Here is a 26,619-nt window from a genome sequence, read left to right on the forward strand (position 1 = left end):
CACGTGGCCGCATCGCGCGGCCTGGTGTGGAGATTTCCGATCCGCATCGTCAGCGGTAATGCATCCGCTCGCTGCACGTCGATGCGCGCGACCGGCCACAGGTCGCAGCCGGCGCCTCTTCTTCGGTAAGGCGAACGGCGCGCGTCGCCACGCGCGCCGTTGCCGTTGCGGTGCCGCAGACGCGATGGCGCCCGCGGTTCCGTCAATCCTTGCGGTACACCACGCCGAGCTTGTCGATCTCGTCGCCGTCGCGGCCGGTGAAGCCGGCGATGTGCCAGCCGCTGGGCGCGGTGAGCGTGTAGGTCTCGGTGGTCGGCGTGCCGGCGCTGAGGCTGCGGCCCTGGTTGGTGCGCAGGCTCAGCGAGAACAGCCGGGTGTGGCCGTTGTACTGGCCCACGCTCAGCGTGGCCGAGGTCAGCCGCTCGTTGCTGCCCAGGCGCAGCGTGACCGCGTCGCCGCCGCTGCCGCCGTGGGCCAGGGTGCTGCCGTTGTCCAGGCCCAGCGCGATGCCGTCCAGGCGCGAGGCGCCGCGCAGGGTCACGCTGGCGATGGTGCGCTGCTCGGCGCCCTTGGCGATGTCGTTGAACGGGGTGCCGTGCGGGCCGCCGAACTGGTCGCTGGTGCGCACGGTGGTCCCGACCGCCCAGCCGAACTGCGCGGCCAGCGGGTAGTGGTCGGACAGCGGCTTGCCGTCGCTGTCGTAGAAGTTGCCGTCGTCGAGCTTGTAGCGGTTGGCGACCAGGGTCAGCTGCGGCGCGTCGCGGTACAGGATCTTGTCCACCACTTCGCAGTCGTTGGTCGGCGGGGTGCCGCACAGCAGCGGCGCGGCGCCGGCCGCCGGGGCACTGCCCTTGACCAGTTCCACCCAGGTATCGGTCAGGCCGTTGGCGGAAATCAACGCACGGATGTTGTCGTCGGCGCGGGTGTAGCGGGTGTTGGAGTCCATCATCACCAGCACCGCGTTGCCGGCCGACCAGGTCTGGATGAACTGCGACAGCTGGCTGATGTTGGCGCGCCGCGCGGCCAGGTCGGCGCTCTCGGTGCCGGCGTTGGGGTGCGCGTTGTACACGTCCAGCAGCACGCCGTCGTCCAGGCGCACGCGCATGTAGCTGAAGCCCTTGGGGGTGAGGCAGTCGGTGCCGTTGCACTTGTCCCACTTGATGCGGGTGAAGTCGTCGAAGCGATAGTTGCTCAGCGTGTTGAGGCCGTCGCCGATCGCCGCGCCGCCGCTGGTGGGCGTGCGGTAGGGATGCTGGTCGCCCGCGTACAAGGTGGCGTGATAGTTGAAGTCTTCCTGCACGTTGATCAGGCCGTAGGGCGCCAGCTTCGGTGCAATCTGGGCGGTGTTGGCGGCCGGGTTGCTGCTGGAAATGCCTTGCGGCAGGCCGGCGACGTTGTAGGTGAGCACGTCGAGCACGCCGACGTCCGATTGCGCGTGGACCACGCCGGCGCAGGCCAGGCTCAATCCGATGCCGTAGCTCACGAGGGTGCGTAGATGCTGGATCATGAATCGCCTCTTGCGGGTTGGGAGGAACAGCGGGTGGCGCGAGCGCCAGGGGCGGTGCCGGAAGGCACCGATGCCGCCGCGCGACCGGCCGGAGCCGGCGCACGTGGCGTCATGGGGTCAGGAGCTGCGGATCGAGCGCGGCCTCGACCGCGGCGGCGAAGGCGGGCAGCGGGCAGTCGTAGGCGTCGTCGGCGCGGCTGCACTGCGGGATGAACACGGGCGACTCCAGCGGCGGCGCCTGCACGGTCAGCGCGCGGCGTTCGCGCAGTTGTGCCAGGCTCTGCGCGGTGTAGCGCAGGCGGATCACGCGTTCGCCGTCGGCGCGGCGCCAGCGTTCGAACACCAGCGCGCCGCCGGGCACGGTCTGGTCGGGCTGGTAGCCTTGCAGCTGCCAATGCAGGTCGAGCATGCCGGCCAGCAGGGTCAGGGTGCCGTCGTGGCCGGACAGCACCACCAGCCGCGCCGCGCCGCCGATCGGTTCGGCCCGCGTGGCCTGGCCGCTGCCGTCCAGCAGCGTCGCCAGCAGCCGCGCCGCCAGCGGCGAGGCGGCCATGCGCGCCACCGCCGGCGCGCGCAGGCGCAGCGCGAACTCGGCCTGGTGCGGGGCGAAGGCGCGCAGCAGACTGGCCTCGTCGACGCCGCGCCAGCCCAGCGCGGCGAAGTCCTGGCCGTCGGCCCAGGCCATCAGCAGGCTTTCGCTGAGGCCGGAGGCGGCCGCGGCCGGGCCTTCGATGCCGGGGATCGCGTCCTCGGCATCGCCCAGCCGCGCCGGCACCGCATCCAGGCGCAGCTTGCCGCTGCCGGCGTCGGCCGGGCAGGGCCGTTGCGCGCACTGCAGCAGCAGTTGCTGCAGGCTGTCGATGGCGTCGGCCTGGGCCGCGTTCCAGGCCTGCGCATCGCCGCCGATGCGGCCGGCGATGGCCGCGCGCATCTGCGCCACCGCGGCGGGAGTGCGCAGGGCGGGCGCGCCGTCGAACAGCGGATCGGAGGCATCGTCGGCGACGCTGTGCACCGGATTGGCGCAGCCCGGGGTCAGCGTGCTGGCCAGCGCCTGCGCCGAGGCGAGGGTGCGCTGGGTGCGGTTGGCCCAGTAATACGCGGTCGCGCAGCCGTCGCCGGCGAACAGCCCCAGCGGTGCATAGCGAGCGCGGTAGTAGGCGCCGAACAAGCGTTCCAGTGCCGCGCCGTTCGCCGTGAGATACCCGGCGGGCACCGCGAAGCGCGGCCAGGGGCGCGCCGAGTAACGCTCCAGTTGCTCCGCGCTGGACATCGCCGCGCGCACGCCGTGGCGCTTGAGGATGACGACTTTTTCCAGCGTGTCCGTCGCGGCCGCTTGCGCGCGTGCGGCGGTGCAGGCCAGTGGCGCGAAGGCGAACAGGACGAGGGTGGCGAGGCGCGGCAGCGATGGCATCGGCAAGCTCCAGGCAGAGGCGGTGCGCCGCGCGCGGCGGTGGGCGGCGCACGGTGCGATGGCCGGCGCCCGCGGCGATGCAGGCCGCGGGGCGGGCTGGCTGCCGCGCTTGGGCGGCAGCGCGGCGGATCAGAAACGTGCGCGCAAGCCCACCGACCAGGTGCGGCCGTAGTCGGTGTAGCCGCCGAACAGGCGGTCGCCGACGTACTGGCGCTGCACCGCACCGGTGAGATTGATCGCGTTGACGAACACCGACAGGGTGTCGTTGACCTTCCAGGCCACGTTCGCGTCGAGGCTGCCGAACTTGTCGCTGTTGAGCGTGGCGACGTTGGCGGTGCCGACCGCGTTGACGATGTCGTCGCTCCAGCCATAGCTCACCCGCGCCATCAGCGGTCCCTTCTCGTAGAACAGCACCGCGTTGTAGGTGTTTTTGGCCACGCCTTCGAGGCTGTCGGTGAAGGTGCGGCTGCCGTCGCGATAGGTGGCCTCGCTGTCGGTCCAGGTGTAATTGAGCTGCATGCCCAGCCCGTCCAGCGGCGCCGGCAGGCCGGCGAAGACCTGCTGGTAGGCCACTTCCACGCCCTTGACGCTGGCCTGGCTGCCGTTGGTCTTGGACGAGAGCAGGTAGGTCTGGCCCTGGTACTGCAGGTTCGACATCTGGGTCTGGATGAAGCGCGAGATGTCCTTGTAGAACACGCCGCCGGTCAGCGCCGAGGTACCGTCGATGTACCACTCGAAGGTCAGGTCGTACTGCCACGCCTCGAACGGACGCAGCGACGGATTGCCGCCGCTGGCGGTGAGGATCTCGCCGCTGGAATTGAAGGTGAGCTTGGACGACAGGTCGGTGAGGTCGGGACGGGTGATGACCTTGGCCGCGGAACTGCGCAGCACCATGTCCTCGCGCACGTCCCAGGCCGCGTTGAACGAGGGCAGTGCGTTGCTGTAGCTGCGTTCGAAGTGCACCGGTTGCGCGCTGCCGTTGACGTCGGCATGGCCGTCGGTGGTCTGCTCGGTGCGCACCAGGCGCACGCCGAGGTTGCCGCGCAGCGCGCGGCCGGCCAGGTCGCCGCCGAAGTCGGCCATCGCATAGGCCGAGCCGATCTTCTCCTTCACCTCGTAGGAGTTCTGCAGGTCGGCGCTGTTCGGCGTGTTGACCAGGTCCGCGGCGGTCGGCCAGGTGCCGAAGAAGCGCGATTCGATCGGCGCCAGCCACTGCCGGGGCAGGTTGCCGTTGGCGTCGGTCAGCATGTCGTCCACCGGCAGCGCGGTGAAGTTGCCGGCCGGGAAGCGCACCCCGGCGATGCTGGTCAGCAGCAGGTCGGCGCGATCGTAGGTGCGCGAGCGCTGCCGGTACTTGGCGCCGAACTTGAGCTCGCGAAAGAAGCCGTCGCCGAGCGCGCGCTTGGCGTCGAGCTGCAGCGCGTCCTCCTTGTCGCGCGCATCGATCTCGCGCCACTCCAGGCGGCGCCCGGCCACGCTGGCCGGGTTGGTCGGGTCGAAGCCGTTGGTGAAGCGCCAGTCGGGCACGTCGTCGCCATCGGCCTGCGGCATGTCCACGCGCATCGACAGGGTGGTGCCGCTGCGCAGGCGCGTGCGCCGGATCGGATCGGAGTCGTAGCTGTGCGCTTGCGAGTGGAACGCCACCGCGCCCAGCGTCCACGCATCGCCGCTCCAGGTGCTGGACAGGCGCGCGCTGCGGTTGTCGTCGGTGATCCCGGAGGTCTCGCGCGAGATCTGCACCTGGCCGTTGCGGTAGTCGAAGCCGGCGACGCCGCCATGCGCCACGCGCAGGTTGCTGAGCTTGGCCAGGCTGTCGAAGCCCACGCCCAGGCTGTATTCGTCGTAGTGCACGGTCTGCTTGGCGTAGAGCAGGTCCAGGTTGGTTTCCCAGGCCGCGCTCGGTTTCCACTGCAGCGAGGCGGCGATGCCGGTGCGTTCGCGCTGCTCCAGTTCCAACGTCGGGCGCAGGCCGGTGGGGACGTAGTTGGCGCCAGGCACGCCCGGCACGCCGTTGCGGTAGTAGTCCCAGCTCACTTCGTTGACCCGGTCCTGGCGCAGGCTGCGCTGCGCGTAGGCGCCGGACAGCAGCAGGCCGAAGGTGCCGTCGGCGTTGACCCAGTTGAACAGGCCGGACACGCGCGGGTCGTTGGCGTGGGTGCGCTGCGCCTGGCTCGACTCCAGCGACACGTTGGTAAGCGTTTTACCCAGTTCAAGCGGGCGGAACGTGCGCACGTTGACGATGCCGCCGATCGCGCCTTCGTCCAGGTCGGCGGTGGGGCTCTTGATCACTTCCAGGCCGGCGACCAGTTCCGCCGGCAGGGTGTCGTAGCGGAACTGGCGGCCGGTCTGGCCGGAGGTGCGCACGTTCTCGTTGACCGCCATGGTCTGGCCGTTGAGCGTGGTCACCTGGAAGTTGGGCCCCAGGCCGCGCACGCGCACGTACACGCCTTCGCCGCGGTCGCGCACGATCGACACGCCGGGCACGCGCTGCAGCGCTTCGGCCACGTTCTGCGCCGGCAGCTTGCCGATGTCCTCGGCGGCGATCACGTCGACCACGCTGTCGGCGTAGCGCTTCTCGCGCAGCGCGGCGCTGAGGCTGCCGGCGTAGCTGCCGAGCACCTGGATGCTGTCCAGTTGCTTGACCGGCGCATCCGCCGACGCCACCGGTGCCGGCGTCGGTGCGGCCGCCATCGCCGCCGGTGCAGTGGCCGCTGTTTCCGCCGGCGCGCTCGCTGCCTCGATCGTCACCGTGGTCGGGGTGAGGAAACGGTAGCGCAGGCCGGTGCCGTCGAGCAGTTGCTGCAGCGCCTGTTCTGGCGCCGCGCCAGCGCGGCTGCCATGGGTCTGCGGGTTGCCGGTGCTGCCGGCGGCATAGACGAACTGCAGGCCGGTCTGCCGCGACAGCGCATTGAGCGCGCGCGCCAGCGGCTGCGCGGGAATCGCCTCGACCGCGATGGGCGCGGTCTGCGCACCGGCGGTGCCGGCGTGCAGGGCGAGGGCGATGGAAAGGAACAGGGTGCGGCGCATCGTCGGGTCCTGTGAGAGCGGGGGTGGTGTGGTGCGCGCGGCATCGCCCATGGGCGTTTGCTTGCGCTGTCCCCGGACTACGAGGCGCGACGACGAAGATCGGGCACCGTTTTTCGATGAATTTTCTGTGACACGTGCGTGGGGGGGGGGGGGCTGGCTTCGCGTGCGCGCACGGATGCGTGCGTGCACGATGCATGTGACGCGCTGATGGCGTGCCGGCCGTCTGGTTTGAAGGATGCGTGCGTCGCGCAGTGCGCGACGCAGCTGCCGCGCTACTGCAGGCGTGCCTGTGTCGGCGTGCGGCTGCGCACGTGGATGCCGTCGGCGCTGGTGCGCACCTGCAATGTCGGCTGCGCATCCAGGAAGGCGCGCAACGCGGCGACGTCGTCGCCACGCAGGTTGCCGGTCAGCCGCATCGCCCCGGCGTCGGCGTCGTCGATCAGCAGGCGGGTGCGGTTGAGCCGGTTGAAATCCTCGGCGACATTGGCCAGCGGTTCGTCGCGGAACACGATGCGGTGTTGCCACCACGCGTGCATCGCCGCGACGTCCTCGTTGCCCAGTTCGACCCGGCCATCGGCGGTGTCGATGCGCGCGCTCTGGCCGGCGCCGAGATCGGCCAGCATGGGTTGTTGCGGCCGATCCTGGCGCCACACCTGCACGCGCCCGGCCGAGACCTCGATGCGCGCCTGGTCGGGATGCAGGGCGATGTCGAAGGTGGTGCCGATATCTTCCACGCGCAGGCCTCCGGCCTGCACCTGCAGCGGGCGCCGGTCGGCGGCGACCACGAAACTGGCCTGGCCCTGCAGCAACTGCAGCTTTCGGCTCCAGGGGGTCAGCGTGGCGCGTACCTGGGTCTGCGCATTGAGCCGCACCGTGCTGCCGTCGGCCAGTTGCACGCTGCGTTGTTCGCCGAGCGCGGTGCGGTAGGTCTGGCTGCGCGGCCAGGCCCAGCCGACCAGCACCGCCACCGCGCACACCGCGGCGGCCGCGGCCAGACGCCAGCGCGGCGCGGCGTGGGCGCGCGCCGCACGCGTTGGCGCTGCCGCTGTCGCGCGCCGTGGCACGGGCAGGGCGATGACGTTGCCGCTCGCCGTGCCATCGGCGGTGTCGTCGCTGGCGAGCAATGCGTCCACGTCCAGGTCCATGCCGCGCAGCGCCTCGCCGAGTTCGCCGGCCACGCGCTGCATGGCCAGATACTCGCGCAGATGCTGCGGCGAGGCGGTCAGCCAGTCCAGCAACTGCTGTTCCTGTTTCGCGTCCAGCGGCTGCATGCGTTGCACCGCATGCCAGTGCGCGGCATCGGCGATGGCACTGCGCGAAGAGAACGTACTGTCGTTCACCAGCGGTCTCCGCTCTCGGCCAGCGCGCGGCGGCAGGCCGACAACCCGCGCACCACGTGCTTCTTGACCATGTGCGGCGACACGCCCATGCGTTCGGCGATCTGCTTGTAGCTCAGCCCGTCGCGGTACTGCATCACCAGCACCGCGCGGGTGCGCGCGGGCAGCTCGGCGAGCAGGGCCTGCAGGTGCTGCTGGCGCTGCCGCCGGTGTGCGCTGTCTTCCACGTCGTCTCCCGCCGCCAGCAATTGCGAGAACTGCTCCATCTCGTCGATGCGCAGCGGCGCCTGGCGGCGACGCGCGGCCTGTTCGCGCGCCAGGTTCTGCGCGACGGTGTACAGATAGGCTTCGGGATTGGCGATGGCCTCGCCCTGCTGCCGATGCGCGCGCAGCAGCCGCAGATAGGTTTCCTGCACCATGTCCTCGGCGTCTTCGCGTGCGCCACGGCGCACGAAGAAGCCGCGCAGCACCGGGCCGTGTTCCGCGAACATGCGCGCCCATGCGCGTTTGGGGTGAGCCGCCACCGAGCCTGCCTTGTCCCTGGGGTGCGGGGCAGGCTAGAAGCTGCAGATGACGGTTCGGTGACGTGGGGGCGGTGCGTGCGGAGCAAGGCGGTGTTCGCCACTTCCTGCGGGAGTCGCCTGTCATGCAGCCGCGACGCGCGACGTGGTGTGCGTTCCGATGGCGCAATGCGTCGGGACTGAAGTCCCTCCCACAGTGCGCACGGCGGGCTCGCCGCCGCTCCTGCGAGGGCAAGGTGGATGCATCCCGCCGCGACCGCTAATGCGAATCGCGCGCCACCGCGTCGCCGCTGCCGCCCACCAGGAAATCCAGGTCGGCGCCCAGGTGCGCCTGTTGCACGTGCTCCACGTAGAGCTTGCTCCAGCCGCGCGGCGGCGCCGGCGGCGGGGTCCATTCGCTGCGCCGGCGCAGTAGTTCCTCGTCGCTGACTTCCAGGTGCAACGCGCGGCCGGGGACGTCGAGTTCGATGATGTCGCCGTCGCGCACCAGCGCCAGGGTGCCGCCGGCGGCGGCCTCCGGCGAGGCGTGCAGCACCACGGTGCCGTAGGCGGTGCCGCTCATGCGCGCATCGGAGATGCGCACCATGTCGGTGATGCCGGCGCGCAGCAGCTTCGGCGGCAACGGCATGTTGCCGACCTCGGCCATGCCCGGGTAGCCGCGCGGGCCGCAGTGCTTGAGCACCATGATGCAGTCGGCGTCGATGTCCAGCGCCTCGTCGTCGATGCGCGCCTTGAAGTCCTCGATGCTCTCGAACACCACCGCGCGCCCGCGGTGCCGCAACAGGTGCGGCGAGGCGGCCGACGGCTTGATCACCGCGCCGTCCGGCGCCAGGTTGCCGCGCAGCACGGCGATGCCGGCCTCCGCGCGCACCGGCGCGTCCAGCGGATGGATCACCTCGCGGTTCCAGCACGGCGCCTGCGCCACGTTCTCGCCCAGCGTGCGGCCGTTGACGGTGCGCGCGTCCAGCGCCAGTTCGCTGCCGAGTTCGCGCATCACCGCCGGCAGCCCGCCGGCATAGTAGAAGTCTTCCATCAGGTACTGGCCGGACGGTTTGAGATTGACCAGGCACGGCAGCCGCGAACCCAGCCGGTCCCAGTCGTCCAACTGCAGCGGCACGCCCACGCGGCCGGCCAGGGCGAGCAGGTGCAGCACCGCGTTGGTGGAGCCGCCGATCGCCGCATTGACCTTGATCGCATTGGCGAAGGCGTCGGCGGTGAGGATCTGCGACATGCGCAGATCCTCTTCCACCATCTGCACGATGCGCCGCCCGCTGAGCCGCGCCAGCCGCGCGCGGCGCGCATCCACTGCCGGGATCGCCGCGTTCTCCGGCAGCGACATGCCCAGCGCCTCGACCATGCTGGCCATGGTCGAGGCGGTGCCCATGGTCATGCAGCTGCCCTTGGAGCGCTGCATGCAGGCCTCGGCCTCGACGAAGTCGTCCTGGCTCAGGGTGCCGGCGCGGACCATCTCCGACATCTCGATCACGCCGGTGCCCGAGCCCAGCGGCTGCCCGCGCCAGTTGCCCGACAGCGACGGCCCGCCGGACACGCCGATGGTCGGCAGGTCCACGCTGGCCGCGCCCATCAGCAAGGACGGGGTGGTCTTGTCGCAGCCCATCAGCAGCACCACGCCGTCCAGCGGATTGGCGCGGATCGATTCCTCCACGTCCATGCTGGCGAGGTTGCGGAACAGCATCGCGGTGGGGCGCATCTGCGTCTCGCCCAGCGACATCACCGGGAACTCCAGCGGGAACCCGCCGGCCTCGTACACGCCCTTTTTGACGTGTTCGGCCAGTTCGCGCAGGTGGCCGTTGCACGGGGTCAGTTCCGACCAGGTGTTGCAGATGCCGATCACCGGGCGGCCATCGAACATGTCGTGCGGATGGCCGGCGCTCTTGAGCCAGCTGCGGTAGTAGAAGCCCTGCTTGCCTTCGCGCCCGAACCACGCCTGGCTGCGGCGCGGCGGTTTGCTGGGTGAGCCCATGTCGGCGGATTCCTCGAGTCCAGGACGCCGGGATCCGCCTTGTGCGCAAGCCGCCCCCGGATGCTTTACGCCGGGGATGCTAGCGGGCATATTGATACGTGAAAAATAGCAAATATCTCCGAATGGATATTTGTTTTCATATATCGAAATCCTATTCACCTAGAGCGAAACGGCATGGACAACTCGGCAAGCGCAGCGCCTTCCTCCCTCGGCAACGCAACCTATGGCAGCCTGCACGGGCGCCGCGTCTTCATCACCGGCGGTGGCTCCGGCATCGGCGCCGCGCTGGTCGAAGCCTTCGCCGCGCAGGGCGCGCAGGTGGCCTTCGTCGACGTCGCGGCCGAGGCCAGCGCCGCGCTGGCCGAGCGGCTGGCCGCGGCCGGCCTGACCGCGCCGTGGTGGCGTCGCTGCGACGTCACCGACGTGGCCGCGCTGCAGGCGGCGATCGGCGAGGCGGCGACCGAGCTGGGCGACTTCCACGTGCTGCTCAACAACGTCGGCAGCGACGACCGCCATGCGCTGGAGGCGGTGACCCCGGAGTACTGGGAGCGCTGCGTGTCGATCAACCAGCGTGCGGCGTTCTTCGCCATCCAGGCGGTGGTGCCGGGCATGCAGCGGCTGGGCGGCGGTTCCATCGTCAACCTCGGCTCCACCGGCTGGCAGAGCAAGACCGGCGGCTACCCGGTGTACGCCACCGCCAAGTCCTCGGTGAACGGCCTGACCCGCGGCCTGGCCCGCGACCTGGGCGCGGCGCGGATCCGCATCAACGTGCTGACCCCGGGCTGGGTGATGACCGAACGCCAGGTCACCCTGTGGCTGGACGAGGCCGGCGAGCGCGAACTGGCGCGCAACCAGTGCCTGCCGGACAAGGTGATGCCGGAGGACATCGCGCGCATGGCGCTGTTCCTGGCCTCGGACGAGGCGCGCGCGATCACCGCGCAGGAGTTCGTGGTGGACGGCGGCTGGACCTGAGCGCGGTCGCGCGGCCGGGCGTCGCGGGGGCACCGGTTCGGGCAGGGCAACAGCGGAGGCGGTATCCGGCTTCGCTCGTCGGGGCTGAAGCCACCCCCGCAAACAGCCGGGCGCTGCTGCTGGGCGGCGCGTTGTGGGAGGGACTTCAGTCCCGACGCGATCAGCCGTCCGCAGGCAGCGACGGCGGGGTCGCCGTCACGGCGACGCCGTAGACCGTCGCCGCCGCCTCCTGCAGCGCCTGCAGCACGATCCGCGCGCCGGGCGACAGCAGCCAGTCGCGGCGGGTGATCAGGCCGAAGGCGTCCATGCGGCAGGACAGCGCCACCGGCACGATCGCCACGCTGCCGTGGTCGGCGAAATGCCGGGCCACGTCCTCGGGCACCACCGCCAGCGCGTCGCCATGCCGCAGCAACTGCGGCAGGACCACCAGCGCCGAGGTCTCGATCACCCGCTTGGGCGCTTCCAGCCCGGCGTTCTGGAACATCAGTTCGAAGCGGTGGCGCAGCACGCTGCCGTCCGGCGGCACGATCCACGGTGCCTCGGCCAGCACCGCCAGCGTCGGCGCCGGCGCCGCCAGCAGCGGATGGCCGGGGCGGGCGATGGCGCAGACCTTTTCCTCGGCCAGTGCCTGGTAGTGCAGGTGGCGCTTGTCGTGCCGCGCGAACAGACGCGCCACCACGATGTCCAGCTTGTTCTGCGCCAGGTGCTCCAGCAGCACGTCGCTGCCGTCCACGCGCAGGCTCACCCGCAGTAGCGGATGCTGCGCGCCGACCTGGGCCAGCGCCGACGGCAGCAGGCTCATCGCCGGCCCGGCGATCGCGCCGACGGCCACGCTGCCGGCATAGCCGGCCTTCAGCGCCTCGATCTCGGCGCCGGCCTCGCCCAGGCTGGCCAGGGCGATGCGCGCGTGGCGGATCATCGCCTCGCCGTACCAGGTGGCGCGCATGCCGCGCGGCAGGCGCTCGAACAGCGGCACCGCCAGCATGTCCTCCAGGTCCTTGAGCAGCTTGGAGGCGGCCGGCTGCGACATGTTCAAGGTCTCGGCGGCGCGGTGGATGTTGCCTTCCTCCTCGATCGCCAGCAGCAGCATCAATTGCCGGGTCTTCAGGCGGGCGCGGACGAACCAGGGCGGGGCGGCGGGCATGGCGCTCAGAGTGATATGAATGTTCGTATACGTTAAGCCAAAACCGATATTTGTTGCATATAGGTCGTCCGGCCAGAATAGCGACGAGCGCTTCGCGTCGCGCCTGTCCCGCGTCGCGCGCTGCGCGCCCGCATTTCGACAGGCGACCGATGCATGCGATTGATCCAGTTGCTCGATGACGCCGGCACGCCCGGCGTCGGTGTGGTGGAAGACGATGGCCGCCAGGTGCGGCTGCTGCGCGAGGTGGCGTCCACCTATGCGCTGGCCAACGCGGCGCTGGCCGCCGGCAACGGCCTGGAGGCGCAGGCGCATCAGCTGCGCGGCGAGCACGTGCTGGACTACGCCGCGCTGTTGGCCGCCGGCCGGGTGCTGCCGCCGCTGACCCACCAGGACCCGGCGCATTGCCGCGTCACCGGCACCGGCCTGACCCACCTGGGCAGCGCCGCCACCCGCGACGCCATGCACCAGAACCTGCAGCAGCAGGCGGCGCAGGGCACGCTCACCGATTCGATGAAGATCTTCCAGCTCGGCGTGGACGGCGGCATCCCCCGCGACGGCCAGCCTGGCGCGCAGCCGGAATGGTTCTACAAGGGCGACGGCAGCACTCTGGTCGCGCCGGGCGCGCCGCTGCCGTCGCCGGACTTCGCGCTGGACGGCGGCGAGGAGCCGGAACTGGTCGGGCTGTACGTCATCGGCGCCGACGGTGTGCCGTACCGGCTCGGCTTCGCGCTGGGCAACGAGTTCTCCGACCACGTCACCGAGCGCCAGAACTACCTGTACCTGGCCCATTCCAAGCTGCGTGCCTGCGCGGTCGGCCCGGAGCTGCGCTGCGGCGCGTTGCCGCGCGACCTGCGCGGCCACAGCCGCATCCGCCGCGGCGATGCGGTGATCTGGGAGAAGCCCTTCGTCACCGGCGAGGCCAACATGTGCCATTCGCTGGCCAATCTCGAATACCACCATTTCAAGTACGCCGCGCACCGCGTGCCCGGCGACGTGCACCTGCATTTCTTCGGCACCGCCACGCTGAGCTTCGCCGACGGCGTGCAGGCGCAGCCCGGCGACCGCTTCGAGATCGAACTGGCCGAGTTCGGCGCGGCGCTGGTCAATCCCTTGCAGCGCGTCGACAGCGGATTCGCCCTGGGCGGCGTGCGCGCGCTGTAGAACCGCACGGAGGTAGGCATGACCCGACGTTTCCAGAGCTACATCGACGGCCGCTGGGTGGCCGGCGACGACCTCGCCCCCGACGAGAATCCATCCGACCTGTCGGCACCGGTCGGCGAGGCCGGCAGCCTCGACGCGGCCACGGTACGCGAGGCGATCGCCGCGGCCAACGCGGCGCAGTCGGCGTGGGCCGCGAGCACCCCGCAGCAGCGCGCCGACGCGCTGGACGCGGTCGGCAGCGAGATCCTGGCGCGCAAGCAGGAACTGGGCGCGCTGCTGGCCTCGGAAGAGGGCAAGACCCTGCCGGAGAGCATCGGCGAGGCGGCGCGCGCCGGGCAGATCTTCAAGTTCTTCGCCGGCGAGGCGCTGCGCATTCCCGGCGAGACGCTGGCCTCCACCCGGCCCGGGGTCAACGTCGAGATCACCCGCGAGCCGGTCGGCACGGTCGGCATCATCGCGCCGTGGAATTTTCCGCTGGCGATCCCGGCGTGGAAGATCGCGCCGGCGCTGGCCTACGGCAACACCGTGGTGTTCAAGCCGGCGGAGATCGTGCCCGGCTGTGCCTGGGCGCTGGCCGAGATCCTCAGCCGCGCCGGCCTGCCCAACGGCGCGTTCAACCTGGTGCTCGGCAGCGGCAGCACGGTCGGCCAGGCGCTGGTCGGCGAGCGCGGCATCGATGCGCTGAGCTTCACCGGCTCGGTGCCGACCGGCAACCGTCTGCTCAAGCAGGCCGCCGAGCGCGGGCTGAAGATCCAGTTGGAGATGGGTGGCAAGAATCCGCTGGTGGTGCTGGCCGATGCCGACCTGGACCTGGCAGCGGAGATCGCGGTCAACGGCGCGTACTTCTCCACCGGCCAGCGCTGCACTGCGTCGAGCCGGCTGATCGTCGAACGCGCGGTGCACGACGACTTCGTCGCGCGCGTGCGCACGCGCCTGGCCGCACTGAAGATCGGCCATGCGATGGAGCCGGGCGTGGACATCGGGCCGGTCGCCAGCGCCAGCCAGTTCGAACAGGACCGCGACTACCTGCGCATCGCCCGCGAGGAAGGCGCCGAACTGCTCTACGGCGGCGAGGCGCTGGAGTGCGCGCACCGCGGCTACTACCTGCGCCCGGCGCTGGTGGCCGCGCAGCCGCAGCACCGCATCGCCCGCGAGGAGGTGTTCGGCCCGGTCGCCGCGGTGCTGGTGGCCGACGACTACGAACACGCGCTGGCCCTGGCCAACGACACCGAGTTCGGCCTGTGCGCCGGCATCGCCACGCGCTCGCTGAAGCACGCCACGCATTTCAAGCGGCACGCGCAGGCGGGCATGGTGATGGTCAACCTGCCCACCGCCGGCGTCGACCCGCATGTCCCGTTCGGCGGACGCAAGGCCTCCAGCTACGGCCCGCGCGAGCAGGGCCGGTATGCGGTGGAGTTCTACACCACGGTCAAGACGGCTTACACATCCGCACCATGAACTGATCGAATCAGCGCACGCCTGCCTGGGAGGGTGGGCGGCGCGTCGCGGCCTCCGGGCCCGTCCGCCGCCAGCGTGCCATCAACGAGGAGGGGCTATGCACAAGCACACGTCGGGAATGCGGGCGCTGGGAATCGCGGCACTGCTGGGGATGGCGCTGGCCGCCTGTTCCGGCGGCGGCAAGGACGCCGGCAAGGCGCCCGGGCAACTCACCGTCGGTTTCAGCCAGGTCGGCGCCGAGAGCGAATGGCGCACCGCCAACACCGCTTCGATCAAGCAGGCCGTGGCCGATGCCGGCATGACGCTGAAGTTCTCCGACGCGCAGCAGAAGCAGGAGAACCAGATCAAGGCGCTGCGCTCGTTCATCGCCCAGCGCGTGGACGTGATCGCGTTTTCGCCGGTGGTGGAGTCGGGCTGGGAGACGGTGCTGCGCGAGGCCAAGGCCGCGAAGATCCCGGTGGTGCTGACCGACCGCGCGGTGAAGGTGTCCGACGACAGCCTGTACGTGACCCTGATCGGTTCGGATTTCGTCGAGGAAGGGCGCAAGGCGGCGCGCTGGCTGGTCGAGCGTTCGCCGCTGAAGGACGGCGACAAGCCGGTGCGCATCGTCGAACTGCAGGGCACGGTCGGCTCGGCGCCGGCGATCGATCGCATGAAGGGCTTCAAGGAGATCCTGGCGGCGCATCCGCGCTTCCAGATCGTGCGCTCGCAGAGCGGCGACTTCACCCGCGCCAAGGGCAAGGAAGTGATGGAGGCATTCCTGAAGTCGGAGGGGCGCAACATCGACGTGCTCTACGCGCACAACGACGACATGGCGATCGGCGCGATCCAGGCGATCGAGGAAGCCGGCCTGAAGCCGGGCAAGGACATCCTGGTGATCTCGGTGGACGGGGTGAAGGGCGCGTTCGAGGCGATGCAGGCCGGCAAGCTCAACGTCACCGTCGAGTGCAATCCGCTGCTGGGCCCGCAACTGGTGCAGGCCATCCGCGACCTCAAGGCCGGCAAGCCGCTGCCCAAGCGCATCGTGGTAGAGGAGTCGGTGTACACCCAGGACCAGGCCGCGGCCGAACTGCCCAAGCGCAAGTACTGAGGCCGCGCGCATGCATCCGCTGGTGCTGGAGGCGCAGGGACTGAGCAAGGCCTACGCCGGCGTGGCCGCGCTGGAGGACGTGGCGCTGCGTTTGCGCGGCGGCGAGATCCACGCGTTGATGGGCCAGAACGGCGCCGGCAAGTCGACCCTGATCAAGCTGCTCACCGGTGTGACCGCCGCCGACGCCGGGCGCATCGCGCTGGACGGCGCGGTGGTGGCGCCGGCGTCGCCGCAGCAGGCGCAACGGCTCGGCATCAGCACCGTGTACCAGGAAGTGAACCTGTGCCCGAACCTGTCGGTGGCCGAGAACCTGTTCGCCGGCCGCTACCCGCTGCGCGGCTGGTTGCGGCGCATCGACTGGCGCCGGGTCGAGCGCGAGGCCGAGGCCGGCCTGCAGCGTTTGGGCATCGCCATCGACGTGCGGCGCGCGCTGGGCAGCTATCCGGTGGCGGTGCAGCAGATGGTGGCCATCGCCCGCGCGGTCGGCGTGTCGGCGCGGGTGCTGATCCTCGACGAACCCACGTCCAGCCTCGACGAAGGCGAGGTGGCCGAACTGTTCCGGGTGATGCGCGCGCTGCGCGATGGCGGCATGGCGATCCTGTTCGTCACCCACTTCCTGGACCAGGTGTACGCGGTGGCCGACCGCATCAGCGTGCTGCGCAACGGCCGCCTGGTCGGCGAATACACGCCGGCGGAATTGCCGGCGCCGCAACTGGTCGCGGCGATGGTCGGGCGCGCGCTCGACCCAGCCAGCGCCGCGGCCGCCGCGGTGCGCGCGGCCGCGCCCGAGGACGCTGCGCCGCTGCTGCAGGCGCAGGGTCTGGGCCGGCGCGGCCAGTTGCAGCCGGTCGACCTGCAACTGCGCCAAGGCCAGGTGCTGGGCCTGGCCGGCCTGCTCGGCGCCGGCCGCACCGAACTGGCGCGGTTGCTGTTCGGGCTGGACCGTGCCGATCGCGGCCGCGTGGCGATCGACGGCCGCGCCGTGGTCCTGCGCGGCCCGCCCGACGCGATCGCCCACGGTCTGGCGCTGTGTCCGGAAGAGCGCAAGACCGAGGGTATCGTCGCCGAACTGTCGGTGCGCGAGAACATCGTGCTGGCGCTGCAGGCGCGCATGGGCCTGCGCCGGTTCCTGGCGCCGGCCGAGCAGCTGCGCATCGCGCAGGGCTACGTGGACGTGCTGGGCATCAAGACCGCCAGCCTGGAGACGCCGGTGGGGCTGCTCTCCGGCGGCAACCAGCAGAAGGTGGTGCTGGCGCGCTGGCTGGCGACGCGGCCGCGGCTGCTGATCCTGGACGAACCCACCCGCGGCATCGACATCGCCGCCAAGCAGGAGATCATGACCCGGATCCTGACCCTGGCCCGCGAGGGCATGGCGGTGCTGTTCATCTCCGCCGAGGTCGCCGAGATCGCGCGCATCGCCGACCGCATCGCGGTGCTGCGCGAACGCCGCCTGGTCGGCGAACTGCCCGGCGGCTGCGGCGAGCGCGCGATCTTCGAGCTGATCGCCGGGAGCGCGGCATGAGCGCCACCGCCACGCCCGACACCACCGCATCGCGCTGGTCGGCGCGGCTGCGCGCGCATCCGTTGTTCTGGCCGCTGGCGACGCTGGCGGTGCTGCTGCTCGGCAACGGCCTGTTCGACCCCGGCTTCCTGAGCCTGCAATGGCGCGACGGTCACCTGTACGGCAACCTGGTCGACATCGGCAACCGTGCCGCGCCGCTGGCGCTGGTGGCGATGGGCATGACCCTGGTGATCGCGGTGCGCGGCCTGGACATCTCGGTCGGCGCGGTAGTGGCGATCGCCGCGACGGTGGCGGCATGGATGATCGGCGGCGGCGAATACAGCCGCTTCCCGCTGTGGGCGGTGCTGCTGGCGCCGCTGCTGGTGGCGGCGCTGTGCGGGCTGTGGAACGGGCTGCTGGTGGTCAAGGTCGGCATGCAGCCGATCATCGCCACGCTGATCCTGATGGTGGCCGGGCGCGGCATCGCGCAGCTGATCGGCGACGGGCAGATCCTGACCATCTACTACCCGCCGTATTTCTACCTGGGCAACGGCTTCCTGCTCGGCCTGCCGTTCGCGCTGTTCGTGGTCGCGGCGGTGTTCGCCGCCTTGCAACTGCTGCTGGGGCGCACCGCGCTGGGGCTGTTCGTGCGCGCCATCGGCCACAACCCGCGCGCGGCGCGTGTGGCGGGCGTGCGTGCGCGGCTGATCGCGGTGCTGCTGTACGTGTTCTGCGCGTTCAGCGCCGGCCTGGCCGGGTTGCTGATCAGCTCCAACGTCAAGAGCGCCGACGCCAACAACGCCGGGCAACTGATGGAACTGGACGCGATCCTCGCGGTCACGCTCGGCGGCACGCTGCTCGATGGTGGCCGCTTCAGCCTGGCCGGCAGCGTGATCGGCGCGTTGATCATCCAGACTCTGACCGCGACCATCTACGCCTTCGGCGTGCCGGCGCAGGTCACCATGCTGATCAAGGCGCTGCTGGTGTTCGCGGTGATGCTGCTGCAATCGCCGCGCTTCCGCGCCAACCTGCGCGGCTGGATCCGGCGGCCGCCGCCGCAGGTGCGGCCATGAGCGCGGCGGCTCCACGCCTGGTTGGGTCCGGCCTGCGCAAGGCGGCGGGCATGCTGCAGGGCGCGCGCCTGCCGCTGGCGATCACCGTGGCGCTGTTCGTGGCCATGCTCGCGGCCGGCGGCGTGCTCTACGACGGCTTCCTGGCGCCGCAGGTGCTGGCCAATCTGCTGATCGACAACGCCTTCCTGTGCATCGCCGCGGTGGGCATGAGCCTGGTGATCCTCAGCGGCGGCATCGACCTGTCGGTGGGCGCGGTGCTGGCGTTCACCACCGTGCTGTCGGCATCGCTGGTCGAGCGCCATGGCTGGTCGCCGCTGGCGGCGATCCCGCTGGTGCTGCTGCTCGGCAGCGTCTTCGGTGCGTTCATGGGCCTGCTGATCCAGCGCTACCGCCTGCAGCCGTTCGTGGTGACCCTGGCCGGCATGTTCCTGGCGCGCGGCGCCAGTTACCTGATCAGCGTCGATTCGATCCCGATCACCGACCCGCTGTACACCGCGATCGCGCAGGCGCGGCTGCCGCTGGGCGGCGACGCGTCGCTGTCGGTCGGTGCGTTGATCGCGCTGGCGACGGTGGCGCTGGGCATGTGGCTGACCCAATGCACCCGTTTCGGCCGCTGTGTGTACGCGCTCGGCGGCAGCGAGGCCTCGGCGCGGCTGATGGGCCTGCCGGTGGAGGCGACCCAGGTGCGCGTCTACGCCTTCAGCGGCTTCTGCTCGGCGCTGGCCGGGGTGGTGTGCACGTTCTACATGCTGTCCGGCTACAGCCTGCATGCGCAGGGCCTGGAACTGGACGCCATCGCCGCGGTGGTGATCGGCGGCACCCTGCTCGCAGGCGGCAGCGGCTACGTGATCGGCACCCTGTTCGGCGTGCTGATCCTGGGGGCGATCCAGACCTTGATCGTGTTCGACGGCACGCTCAGCTCGTGGTGGACGCGCATCGTGATCGGCGGTTTGCTGCTGCTGTTCTGCCTGTTGCAGCGGTTGCTGACCCGGCGCCTGCCGCAGGGTGCGGCGAGCGAGTGAGCGGCACGGCGGCGTAGAATTCGGCAACCGCAACCGGAGCGCCGACATGCTGACCATCTGGGGCCGCCACAACTCGAGCAACGTGCGCAAGGTACTGTGGTGCGCGGAGGAGATCGGCCTGGCCTACACCTCCATCGAGGTCGGCGGCGCGTTCGGCGGCAACGACCAGCCGGCCTATCGCGCGCTCAATCCCAATGGCCTGGTGCCGGCGATCGAGGACGATGGCCTGGCGCTGTGGGAATCCAATGCCATCGTCCGCTACCTGGCCGCGCGCTACGCCCCGGACACGCTGTACCCGCAGGACCCGGTGCTGCGCGCGCAGGGCGACAAGTGGATGGACTGGACCACCTCGCGCTTCGCCGGCGCCTTCCGCGATCTGTTCTGGGGCGTGTTGCGCACCGCGCCGGAACAGCGCGATGCAGCCAGGATCGCCGCCGCGCTGGAACAATCGGCCGAGCTGTTGCACACCGCCGACGCCGCACTGTTACAACAGCCCTGGCTGTCCGGCGAGCACTTCGCCATGGGCGACATCCCGCTGGGCAGCTTCGCCTATGCCTGGTTCGAGATGCCGATCGAACGCCCGGCACTGCCGCACCTGCACGCCTGGTACCAACGTCTGCAGCAGCGCCCGGCCTATCGCAAGGGCGTGATGACGGCGCTGACCTGAGTGCGGCGTTTCCGGCGGGGGACGGTGCCGTCGCGGCGGCGGCCATGCCCGTCAACCGCTCGCTCCCACCTGACGGCAAGGAGCCGCTACCCGTGATCGAACCTCCCAAGATCGTGCTCTGCATTCCCGGCCCATGGCCGGATCGCGCGGACCTGCTCGCGCGCATCGTCTAGGACAGCGGCGGCTACCTGTTCGCCGGGCACGTGCTGATGCACATGGACAGCGGCCAGGCATGCGAACTGCAGTACGAACCGCACGATGCGCGCATGGCCGGCGCGTTCGCCGCCGCCGGCCCGCACTGGCGCGGCTCGGCCGACATGGCGCGCATCGGGACGCATGCGTCCGTCGTCTACCTGATCGGTGCCGGCGGCTCGCGGGTGCGTGCGGAGACGATGATGCGCGCAGCCGCGGCGTTGCTGGACGCCGGCGGCCTGGGGGTGAAGGTGGAAAGCAGCGGCGTCGCCCACAGCCCCGCCGACTGGCGGCAACTGTGCGCGGACCTGGCGCTAGGCAGCGCCCATCGCGCCTATGTGCTGAACATCACCGGCGAGCAGGTGCATTCCTGCGGCATGCACCAGTTCGGCATGAAGGACGCGATCGTCGCGGCGCAGGCGGCATCCGACCCGGTCGCCCTGCTGCACACCTTCACCTGCTACCTGTTCAACGAAGCGCCCGACGTGCGCGCCGGCCATACCTTCTCGGTCGCGGCGGATGCGCCGCGCTACCGGATCCAGGCCGAGGCCAGCAGCCAGTTCCAGCCCGGCGACCTGTTCGCCAATCCCTACGGCCTGTGGCGGCTGACGCCGCTCTGACGCCGCGTTGCTTCCTGCATCCGTGTGCAGTGTCGGCGACGCGCCGCCGAACGCGTGCGCGCCTCAGGGTCTCCCGCCCGCCACCGCCGGCAGCGCGTCGCCGCCCGCGCGGCGCATCACCCAGTTGAACAGCGGGGTTGCCATCAGCGTGGAGGTGATGGCCATCAGCACCAGGATCGAGAACAGGCCCTGTTCGATCACCCCGGCCTGCAGGCCGATGTTGATGATGATCAGCTCCATCAGGCCGCGCGCGTTCATCAGTGCGCCGATCGCCATCGCATTGCGGTTGGTCTCGCCGCTGATCCGTGCCGCCGCCCAGCAGGCGATGCCCTTGCCCAGGAACGAAGCCAGCAGCACCGCGCCGGCGGCCAGCAGGATCTGCGGGTCCAGCAGCACGCTCAGCTCGGTCTTGAGCCCGGAGAAGGTGAAGAACATCGGCAGCAGGAACACCACCACGAACGGCTGCAATTGCTCGCGCAGCTTTTCGGTCAGTGCGCCCTTGGGCAGGCAGGCGCCGAGCAGGAAACCGCCGAACACCGCGTGGATGCCGATCGCGTCCATCGCCCAGGCGCTGACGCAGAACAGCATCAGCACCACCGCCAGCACCCCGGCGCTCAGCGGCTGCTCGGGGCGCACGTGGTCGGCCAGGCGGCGCAGCCAGTGGCGGCCGACCAGCAGCATGAACAGCGCGTAGCCCACGCCGCCGCCGATCGCCAGATAGGCGCTGCCCCAGCTGCCGCCGAAGCTGGCCAGCACCAGCGCGAGGATGCACCAGGCCGCGGCGTCGTCGACCGCGCCGGCGGTCAACGCCAGCGTGCCCAGCGGGCTGCCGGTGAGGCCGCGCTCGTGGATGATCCGCGCCAGCATCGGGAACGCGGTGATGGCGATGGCCGCGCCCAGGAACAGCGACGCCTCCAGCAGCTTGGCCTTGGCCGAGAACAGCCCGGGCATGTGCAGCAGCCACGGCGCCAGCACGAAGGCGAGCACGAACGGCACGGCGATGCCGGCCAGCGACACGCCCATCGCGCTGCGGTAGCGCGTGCGGAAGTGCTCGCCGCGAAAATCGGTGCCGACCAGGAACATGTACAGGCCCACGCCGAACTGCGCGGCCACGTACAGCATGTCCAGGGTCGGCTTGGGGAACAGCGCCTGCTGCAGGTCCGGCAGCAGCGCGCCGAACAGCGACGGCCCCAGCGCCACGCCGGCGATCATCTCGCCGACCACCTGCGGCTGGCCCAGGCGCCTGGCCAGCAGGCCGACCAGGCGGCACACCAGCAGGATCACCGCCGCCTGCAGAAAGAAATACACCGACATCTGCGGGGTGGTCATGGGCGGCCGTCCTGGAAGTGTCGGCGGATGATAGGAGGCCGTGGCGATGAAATCCATGCGGCCGCGCCTCACATGGTGGGGCGGGGCGCGTTTGCGGTATGGTGCCTGGCGCGCGCATGGCGCAGGCCGTACACGCATGCGGGCCGACACCGCAGGACGCACCGGGGAGCGAAGCGATGAGCAAGGGATGGACGCGGCGGCAATGCCTGGGCGCCGCTGCCGCGGGCGCAGTGGCCGGCGTGCTGCCCGGGGCCGCCATCGCGGGCGCCGCCGCTGCCGGTGCGCACGATGCCGACGCGCTGTACCGGCGTGCGTTGGTGCTCGACGCCAACGCCCTGGCCTCGATCGGGCAGGTATTCGATGGCCCGGATGCACCGCAGCTGTTGCAGCAATTGCGCGACTCCGGCGTGTCGGCGCTGAAGACCACGTTGGGCGGTGCGGCCGGCGACTTCGAGACCGCCGTGCAGGACATCGCCGCCGCGCAGGCGCTGGTCGAGCGCTATCCGCAGCATTTCCTCAAGGTGCTGCAGCCGGCCGACCTGCGCCGCGCCAAGCGCGAGGGGCGCCTCGCGCTGATCTTCTCCTTCGAATCGGCAGCGATGCTGGAGGACAAGCCCGCGCGCATCGACCTGTTCCGCCAGCTCGGGGTGCGGGTCATGCAACTGACCTACAACCGCACCACGCCGTTCGGCGTGGGCTGCCTGGACGGCGACACGGGCGGCGTCACCGCGCTCGGCCGCGACGCCATCGCGCGCATGAACCGTCTCGGCGTGGCACTGGATCTCAGCCATTGCAACCTGCAGACCACCCGCGACGGCATCGCCCTGTCGCAGCGCCCGCCGGTCATCACCCATGCCGGCTGCGCCGCGGTGTTCGTGCATCCGCGCAACAAGCAGGACGCCGAACTGCGCGCGCTGGCCGACAAGGGCGGGGTGATGGGCGTGTACATGCTGCCGTTCCTGACCGAGGACAGCCGCCAACCGCAGCTGGCCGACTACATGCGCCACCTGCTGCACGCACTGGACGTGTGCGGCGAGGACCATGTCGGCATCGGCACCGACTCGCTGTTCTTCCCGATCACCGAGCAGGACCGGCGCGCCTTCGAGGAAGACCTGGTGCAGCGCCGTCGCGACGGCATCGGCGCCCCGGGCGAGAACCGTCTGCCCTATCTGCCCGACGCCAACACCCCGCGCAAGCTCGAACGCGTCGCCGACGCGCTGCTGCGCCAGGGCTACAGTGCCCGGGTCGCCGAGAAGGTGCTGGGAGCGAATTTCGAACGGGTGTTCGGCGAGATCTGGAGTGTGTGACGCTGTGCTGTGCGCAAAGGACCTGCGTGACGCCCCGGTAGGTGGTGCGTTGCACGCGGCGTCGTTCACCGTTCCAGCGGCACCGCGCCGCCCGCATTGACCGGGCCCTCGCACAGGTTCAGACTTGCCGCCACATTTCCACCCGAACGTCCACGCCGCCATGGCCCACGCACCGCTGCTGATATTGCCCAACGCCCTGCGCGTCAGCGCAGGCCGGGTGCGCCTGCCTGAAGGAGTGGTCGACGCCGTGCGCTAACGCCGGCCATCGCCGATCCGCCGCAGACAAGCACCCGATGGGTGCTTTTTTATTGCCTGTTTTTCGCTGTTCCACCGTTCCGACACGCCAAGGAGAACGTGCCATGCACTACGCCGCCGAACCCGAAACCTAGCCGCATGCCCGCCTCGCCAACCGGGGCATGCGGCGTCCCCCGTGTTGGCAATGCGGAGTCTTTCTCATGAACACGAACACCCTTTCCAGCTGGCGCAATCTCGGCATCATCGCCCACATCGACGCCGGCAAGACCACACTCACCGAACGCCTGTTGTGGGCCGCCGGTGCGATCCATCGTGTGGGCGAAGTCCACGACGGTGCCGCCACCACCGATTTCTCGGACATCGAACGTGCGCGCGGCATCAGCATCGGTGCGGCTGCGGTGCAGGTGCAGTGGGCGCCGGCCGGGCAGCCGGCGCATCGCCTGACCCTGATCGATACCCCCGGACATATCGATTTCGCGATCGAGGTGGAACGCTCGCTGCGCGTACTCGACGGCGCGGTCGCGGTGTTCTCCGCGGTCGACGGCGTGCAGCCGCAATCCGAAACCGTGTGGCGGCAAGCACGCCGCCACGGCGTGCCGATGCTCGCGTTCGTCAACAAGATGGACCGTGCCGGTGCCTCGTTCGACGGCGTGCTGGCGCAGTTGCGCAGCAAGCTCGACGCGACGGTCTGGGCGGTCGGCGTACCGGTGTCGGGCGACTCCGGCTTCGACGGCTGGAGTGACCTGGTCGACGGCCGCCTGCTGAGCTGGGACGACGAGGGGCACCTGCATGCGCGCGCCTGGCAGGCCGAAGAGGCGGCCGCGTTCGCGGACGCACGCGAGCAGTTGATCGCCGCGGTGGCCGAGCACGACGAGGCGCTGGCGCAGGCCTATCTCGAGGAACGCGCGATCGACGCCGAGCTGCTGCGCGCCGCCTTGCGCCGGGCCACCCTGGCCGGCGCCGGCGTGCCGGTGCTGGCCGGCTCGGCGTTCAAGCGCAAGGGCATCGAGCCGTTGCTGGACGCGATCGTCGACTGGCTGCCGTCGCCGCTGGACCGCCCGCCGGTCGTCGCCCGCGCCGATGCGGACACCGATGCCGGTGCCGAAGACGGGCACGAGACCTTGCTGGCGCCGGATCCGTCCGGTCCGCTGGCGGCGCTGGTGTTCAAGTTCGCGCATACCGCGCAGGGGCCGCTGGCCTTCGTGCGCGTGTATTCGGGCACCTTGCGCGTCGGCGACACGGTATGGACGTCGCATGCGCGGCGTCCGCGCCGGGTCGGGCGGCTGGCGGTGGTGCAGGCGCAGCGCACCCACGACGTGGCGCAGGCGCAGGCCGGCGAGATCGTCGCCGTGCTCGGCTGGAAGGACGCGGTCAGCGGCGAGACGCTCAGCGGCGTGCAGGCGCGGTGGGTGCTGGAACGCATCCGCACGCAACCGCCGGTGCTGGCGTGGCGGCTCGGCGCGGCCAACGCGGCCGACCTGGTGCGGCTGGGACAGGGCCTGGCGCGGTTGGCGCAGGAGGATCCGTCCTTCCGCGTCGACAGCGATCCGGAGACCGGTGAAGCGGTGATCTGGGGCATGGGCGAGCTGCACCTGGAGGTGATGGTCGAGCGCTTGCGCAGCGAGTGGCACGTGGACGTGCGCACCGGCGCGCCGCGCGTGGCCTACCAGGAAACGCCGCGCGCGGCCGCGCTGGGCGTGGCGGCACGGCTGTCCAAGCAGAACGGCGGCCAGGGCCAGTTCGCGCAGGTGGTGCTGGATGTGCTGCCGCGTGCGGACGGCGCAGTGACCTTCGTCGACCGCAGCCGTGGCGGGGTGGTGCCGAAGGCCTTCGTCGCCGCCACCGAGAAGGGGGCGCGTGCGGCGCTGGCGCAAGGCCCGCTCGGCCATCCGGTGGTCGGCGTGGAGGTGGTGCTGGTCGATGGCCAGGCGCATGCGGTGGATTCGTCGGACCTGGCGTTCCAGCGCGCGGCTTCGGACGCGGTGAAGGCGGCGCTGGCGCAGGCCGGCACGCTGCTGCTGGAGCCGGTGATGGCGGTGGCGATCGATGCGCCTGCGCACAGCGTCGGCGACGTGCTCGGCGATCTGCAGCGGCGCGAGGGACGCGTCGTGGCGATCGAAGAGCGCGGCTCCCGTGCCGAGGTGGTCGCGCAGGCGCCACTGGCGCAACTGCAGGCCTATGCCACGGCGTTGCGTTCGCTGACCCAGGGACGGGCATCGGCGAGCATGACCTTCGACGGCTATGCGCCGGTCAAGGCCGCGTGAGCCGCATTGCCATCTGGCAATGCGGCAGGAGGACGAGGAGCCGGTTCGCCGGCTCCTCTTTTTTTGCGTACGGATTTTCTAGCGGCGGCGACACTGCGGCGCACTCGCCGATGGGGCGGCGGCGATGGTGTTCTGGATCCGCATGGGCACGCGTCCATGGCGTTTCCTCTGTGTCGCCCGAACTTGCCTGACGACGGCCCGCGACGGTGCCAGCGTCATGCCGATGCCCGGTGCTTGCGTCGACGCCGCGATCCAGGCTTCATAGCCGGCCCCGATCGCCGGAGCCGCCCATGCATCGCCGTCTTGCCCTGCTGACCTTGTTCGCCCTGTCGCCGGTACTCGCCGCGGCGCAGCCGCCGGGATGCCAGACGCCGTTGCAGGTGGCCGAGGGTCTGTTCCGGGCGCGCGATGTCGATTGGCAGCCGCAGAACCTGGAGAAGCTGCTGACGCCGCCCTTCGCCCAGGCGCTCCAGGCCGACCGGCGCTGCGCCAGGCGCGATGGCAGGTGCCGGCTGGACTTCGCCCCATGGACCGATGCCCAGGACGGGCAACTGCAGGGCGCGCCGAGATTCACTCTGGTCTCCGGTGGCGCGCAGGCCACGGTGGTGGAGGTGCGGATGGATTACCGACGTACGCTCGGCGGCGCCGGCTCGGTCAAGATCGAACTGCAGCGCCGCGGCAACGGCTGCTGGGCGGTCAGCGACCTGATCGCGCCGGATGGACAATCGCTGTTCGCGCTGCTGACCGACGCGCAGGACTAGGCTGTATCGACATTCA

At 70.7% G+C, this 26,619-nt stretch carries 20 protein-coding genes; 12 read left to right on the forward strand and 8 right to left on the reverse strand.

All coding sequences use genetic code 11. The annotated features are described in order from the left end of the window. Positions 1–202 precede the first annotated feature (202 nt). The 6 genes from CEK66_RS05675 to CEK66_RS05700 form a co-directional block, all read right to left on the reverse strand. Positions 203–1,507, reverse strand: coding sequence for a jacalin-like lectin (locus CEK66_RS05675; protein ID WP_148829220.1), 1,305 nt, complete (start codon positions 1,505–1,507; stop codon positions 203–205). A gap of 109 nt (positions 1,508–1,616) precedes the next feature. Then, positions 1,617–2,918 (reverse strand): histidine-type phosphatase, encoded by a 1,302-nt coding sequence (locus tag CEK66_RS05680; RefSeq protein WP_152236230.1) that lies wholly within the window; start codon positions 2,916–2,918, stop codon positions 1,617–1,619. Positions 2,919–3,047: 129 nt separating this feature from the next. Continuing rightward, positions 3,048–5,945, reverse strand: a complete 2,898-nt coding sequence (locus tag CEK66_RS05685; RefSeq protein WP_152236231.1) for a TonB-dependent receptor — start codon at positions 5,943–5,945, stop codon at positions 3,048–3,050. Between the two features lie 272 nt (positions 5,946–6,217). Beyond that, positions 6,218–7,216 carry a FecR domain-containing protein gene (locus CEK66_RS05690; protein WP_152236245.1) on the reverse strand — a complete coding sequence of 333 codons (999 nt, stop codon included), beginning with the start codon at positions 7,214–7,216 and terminating at the stop codon, positions 6,218–6,220. A 65-nt stretch (positions 7,217–7,281) separates the two neighbouring features. Next, complete coding sequence (locus tag CEK66_RS05695) at positions 7,282–7,806, reverse strand: RNA polymerase sigma factor (protein WP_026144275.1); 525 nt, start codon at positions 7,804–7,806, stop codon at positions 7,282–7,284. 256 nt (positions 7,807–8,062) lie between these two features. Then, positions 8,063–9,787 carry an IlvD/Edd family dehydratase gene (locus tag CEK66_RS05700; RefSeq protein ID WP_152236232.1) on the reverse strand — a complete coding sequence of 575 codons (1,725 nt, stop codon included), beginning with the start codon at positions 9,785–9,787 and terminating at the stop codon, positions 8,063–8,065. 174 nt (positions 9,788–9,961) lie between these two features. Between CEK66_RS05700 and CEK66_RS05705 the strand changes: the two genes are divergently transcribed. Continuing rightward, entirely contained in the window at positions 9,962–10,759 is a 798-nt protein-coding gene (locus CEK66_RS05705; RefSeq protein ID WP_152236233.1) for an SDR family oxidoreductase, read from the forward strand. Positions 10,760–10,919: 160 nt separating this feature from the next. Here CEK66_RS05705 and CEK66_RS05710 read toward each other — a convergent pair whose 3' ends face one another. After that, complete coding sequence (locus tag CEK66_RS05710; protein ID WP_150410457.1) at positions 10,920–11,903, reverse strand: LysR substrate-binding domain-containing protein; 984 nt, start codon at positions 11,901–11,903, stop codon at positions 10,920–10,922. A 153-nt stretch (positions 11,904–12,056) separates the two neighbouring features. On the opposite strand from CEK66_RS05710, the gene araD1 reads away from it, so the two are divergent. From araD1 to CEK66_RS05750, 8 genes are all read left to right on the forward strand, one after another. Next, the gene (gene araD1, locus CEK66_RS05715; RefSeq protein WP_152236234.1) at positions 12,057–13,064 is read left to right on the forward strand and encodes an AraD1 family protein; all 1,008 of its coding nucleotides are present in this window, start codon (positions 12,057–12,059) and stop codon (positions 13,062–13,064) included. A gap of 18 nt (positions 13,065–13,082) precedes the next feature. Then, positions 13,083–14,522: an aldehyde dehydrogenase family protein gene (locus CEK66_RS05720; RefSeq protein ID WP_152236235.1), complete on the forward strand. Its 1,440-nt coding sequence runs from the start codon at positions 13,083–13,085 to the stop codon at positions 14,520–14,522. Between the two features lie 97 nt (positions 14,523–14,619). After that, entirely contained in the window at positions 14,620–15,612 is a 993-nt protein-coding gene (locus CEK66_RS05725; RefSeq protein WP_148829228.1) for an ABC transporter substrate-binding protein, read from the forward strand. Positions 15,613–15,622: 10 nt separating this feature from the next. Next, the gene (locus tag CEK66_RS05730; protein WP_152236236.1) at positions 15,623–17,134 is read left to right on the forward strand and encodes a sugar ABC transporter ATP-binding protein; all 1,512 of its coding nucleotides are present in this window, start codon (positions 15,623–15,625) and stop codon (positions 17,132–17,134) included. Beyond that, on the forward strand, positions 17,131–18,186 hold the full coding sequence (locus CEK66_RS05735) for an ABC transporter permease (protein ID WP_152236237.1): 1,056 nt from the start codon (positions 17,131–17,133) through the stop codon (positions 18,184–18,186). Before CEK66_RS05730 ends, CEK66_RS05735 begins: the two co-directional genes overlap by 4 nt. Continuing rightward, positions 18,183–19,208, forward strand: coding sequence for a galactofuranose ABC transporter, permease protein YjfF (gene yjfF / locus CEK66_RS05740; protein WP_152236238.1), 1,026 nt, complete (start codon positions 18,183–18,185; stop codon positions 19,206–19,208). The genes CEK66_RS05735 and yjfF overlap by 4 nt, the downstream gene beginning before the upstream one ends. 46 nt (positions 19,209–19,254) lie before the next feature. Beyond that, positions 19,255–19,875, forward strand: a complete 621-nt coding sequence (locus CEK66_RS05745) for a glutathione S-transferase (protein ID WP_152236239.1) — start codon at positions 19,255–19,257, stop codon at positions 19,873–19,875. Between the two features lie 203 nt (positions 19,876–20,078). Beyond that, on the forward strand, positions 20,079–20,687 hold the full coding sequence (locus CEK66_RS05750; protein WP_226978500.1) for a DUF4261 domain-containing protein: 609 nt from the start codon (positions 20,079–20,081) through the stop codon (positions 20,685–20,687). A 63-nt stretch (positions 20,688–20,750) separates the two neighbouring features. Here the strand turns inward: CEK66_RS05750 and CEK66_RS05755 are convergent, their stop codons facing one another. Then, positions 20,751–22,016 carry a cation:proton antiporter gene (locus tag CEK66_RS05755; RefSeq protein WP_152236240.1) on the reverse strand — a complete coding sequence of 422 codons (1,266 nt, stop codon included), beginning with the start codon at positions 22,014–22,016 and terminating at the stop codon, positions 20,751–20,753. A 176-nt stretch (positions 22,017–22,192) separates the two neighbouring features. Between CEK66_RS05755 and CEK66_RS05760 the strand changes: the two genes are divergently transcribed. The 3 genes from CEK66_RS05760 (at position 22,193) to CEK66_RS05770 (ending at position 26,603) form a co-directional block, all read left to right on the forward strand. Continuing rightward, a complete protein-coding gene (locus tag CEK66_RS05760) occupies positions 22,193–23,323 on the forward strand; it encodes a membrane dipeptidase (RefSeq protein ID WP_226978501.1) in 1,131 nt (376 codons plus the stop codon). A gap of 455 nt (positions 23,324–23,778) precedes the next feature. Next, complete coding sequence (gene fusA, locus CEK66_RS05765; protein WP_152236241.1) at positions 23,779–25,842, forward strand: elongation factor G; 2,064 nt, start codon at positions 23,779–23,781, stop codon at positions 25,840–25,842. 290 nt (positions 25,843–26,132) lie between these two features. Next, on the forward strand, positions 26,133–26,603 hold the full coding sequence (locus CEK66_RS05770) for a hypothetical protein (RefSeq protein WP_152236242.1): 471 nt from the start codon (positions 26,133–26,135) through the stop codon (positions 26,601–26,603). Positions 26,604–26,619 lie beyond the last annotated feature (16 nt).

This window comes from Xanthomonas sp. LMG 12460 (genome assembly GCF_009192895.1).
Classification (GTDB): domain Bacteria; phylum Pseudomonadota; class Gammaproteobacteria; order Xanthomonadales; family Xanthomonadaceae; genus Xanthomonas_A; species Xanthomonas_A sontii.

What these genes read in the sequence shown, in the direction of transcription:
- CEK66_RS05675 (WP_148829220.1), bottom strand. Translation starts at nt 1,507, where the DNA reads ATGATCCAGCATCTACGCACCCTCGTGAGCTACGGCATCGGATTGAGC.
- CEK66_RS05725 (WP_148829228.1), top strand. Translation starts at nt 14,620, where the DNA reads ATGCACAAGCACACGTCGGGAATGCGGGCGCTGGGAATCGCGGCACTG.
- CEK66_RS05710 (WP_150410457.1), bottom strand. Translation starts at nt 11,903, where the DNA reads ATGCCCGCCGCCCCGCCCTGGTTCGTCCGCGCCCGCCTGAAGACCCGG.
- araD1 (WP_152236234.1), top strand. Translation starts at nt 12,057, where the DNA reads ATGCGATTGATCCAGTTGCTCGATGACGCCGGCACGCCCGGCGTCGGT.
- CEK66_RS05690 (WP_152236245.1), bottom strand. Translation starts at nt 7,216, where the DNA reads ATGCAGCCGCTGGACGCGAAACAGGAACAGCAGTTGCTGGACTGGCTG.
- yjfF (WP_152236238.1), top strand. Translation starts at nt 18,183, where the DNA reads ATGAGCGCGGCGGCTCCACGCCTGGTTGGGTCCGGCCTGCGCAAGGCG.
- CEK66_RS05685 (WP_152236231.1), bottom strand. Translation starts at nt 5,945, where the DNA reads ATGCGCCGCACCCTGTTCCTTTCCATCGCCCTCGCCCTGCACGCCGGC.
- CEK66_RS05720 (WP_152236235.1), top strand. Translation starts at nt 13,083, where the DNA reads ATGACCCGACGTTTCCAGAGCTACATCGACGGCCGCTGGGTGGCCGGC.
- fusA (WP_152236241.1), top strand. Translation starts at nt 23,779, where the DNA reads ATGAACACGAACACCCTTTCCAGCTGGCGCAATCTCGGCATCATCGCC.
- CEK66_RS05770 (WP_152236242.1), top strand. Translation starts at nt 26,133, where the DNA reads ATGCATCGCCGTCTTGCCCTGCTGACCTTGTTCGCCCTGTCGCCGGTA.
- CEK66_RS05745 (WP_152236239.1), top strand. Translation starts at nt 19,255, where the DNA reads ATGCTGACCATCTGGGGCCGCCACAACTCGAGCAACGTGCGCAAGGTA.
- CEK66_RS05735 (WP_152236237.1), top strand. Translation starts at nt 17,131, where the DNA reads ATGAGCGCCACCGCCACGCCCGACACCACCGCATCGCGCTGGTCGGCG.
- CEK66_RS05755 (WP_152236240.1), bottom strand. Translation starts at nt 22,016, where the DNA reads ATGACCACCCCGCAGATGTCGGTGTATTTCTTTCTGCAGGCGGCGGTG.
- CEK66_RS05700 (WP_152236232.1), bottom strand. Translation starts at nt 9,787, where the DNA reads ATGGGCTCACCCAGCAAACCGCCGCGCCGCAGCCAGGCGTGGTTCGGG.
- CEK66_RS05705 (WP_152236233.1), top strand. Translation starts at nt 9,962, where the DNA reads ATGGACAACTCGGCAAGCGCAGCGCCTTCCTCCCTCGGCAACGCAACC.
- CEK66_RS05680 (WP_152236230.1), bottom strand. Translation starts at nt 2,918, where the DNA reads ATGCCATCGCTGCCGCGCCTCGCCACCCTCGTCCTGTTCGCCTTCGCG.
- CEK66_RS05730 (WP_152236236.1), top strand. Translation starts at nt 15,623, where the DNA reads ATGCATCCGCTGGTGCTGGAGGCGCAGGGACTGAGCAAGGCCTACGCC.
- CEK66_RS05760 (WP_226978501.1), top strand. Translation starts at nt 22,193, where the DNA reads ATGAGCAAGGGATGGACGCGGCGGCAATGCCTGGGCGCCGCTGCCGCG.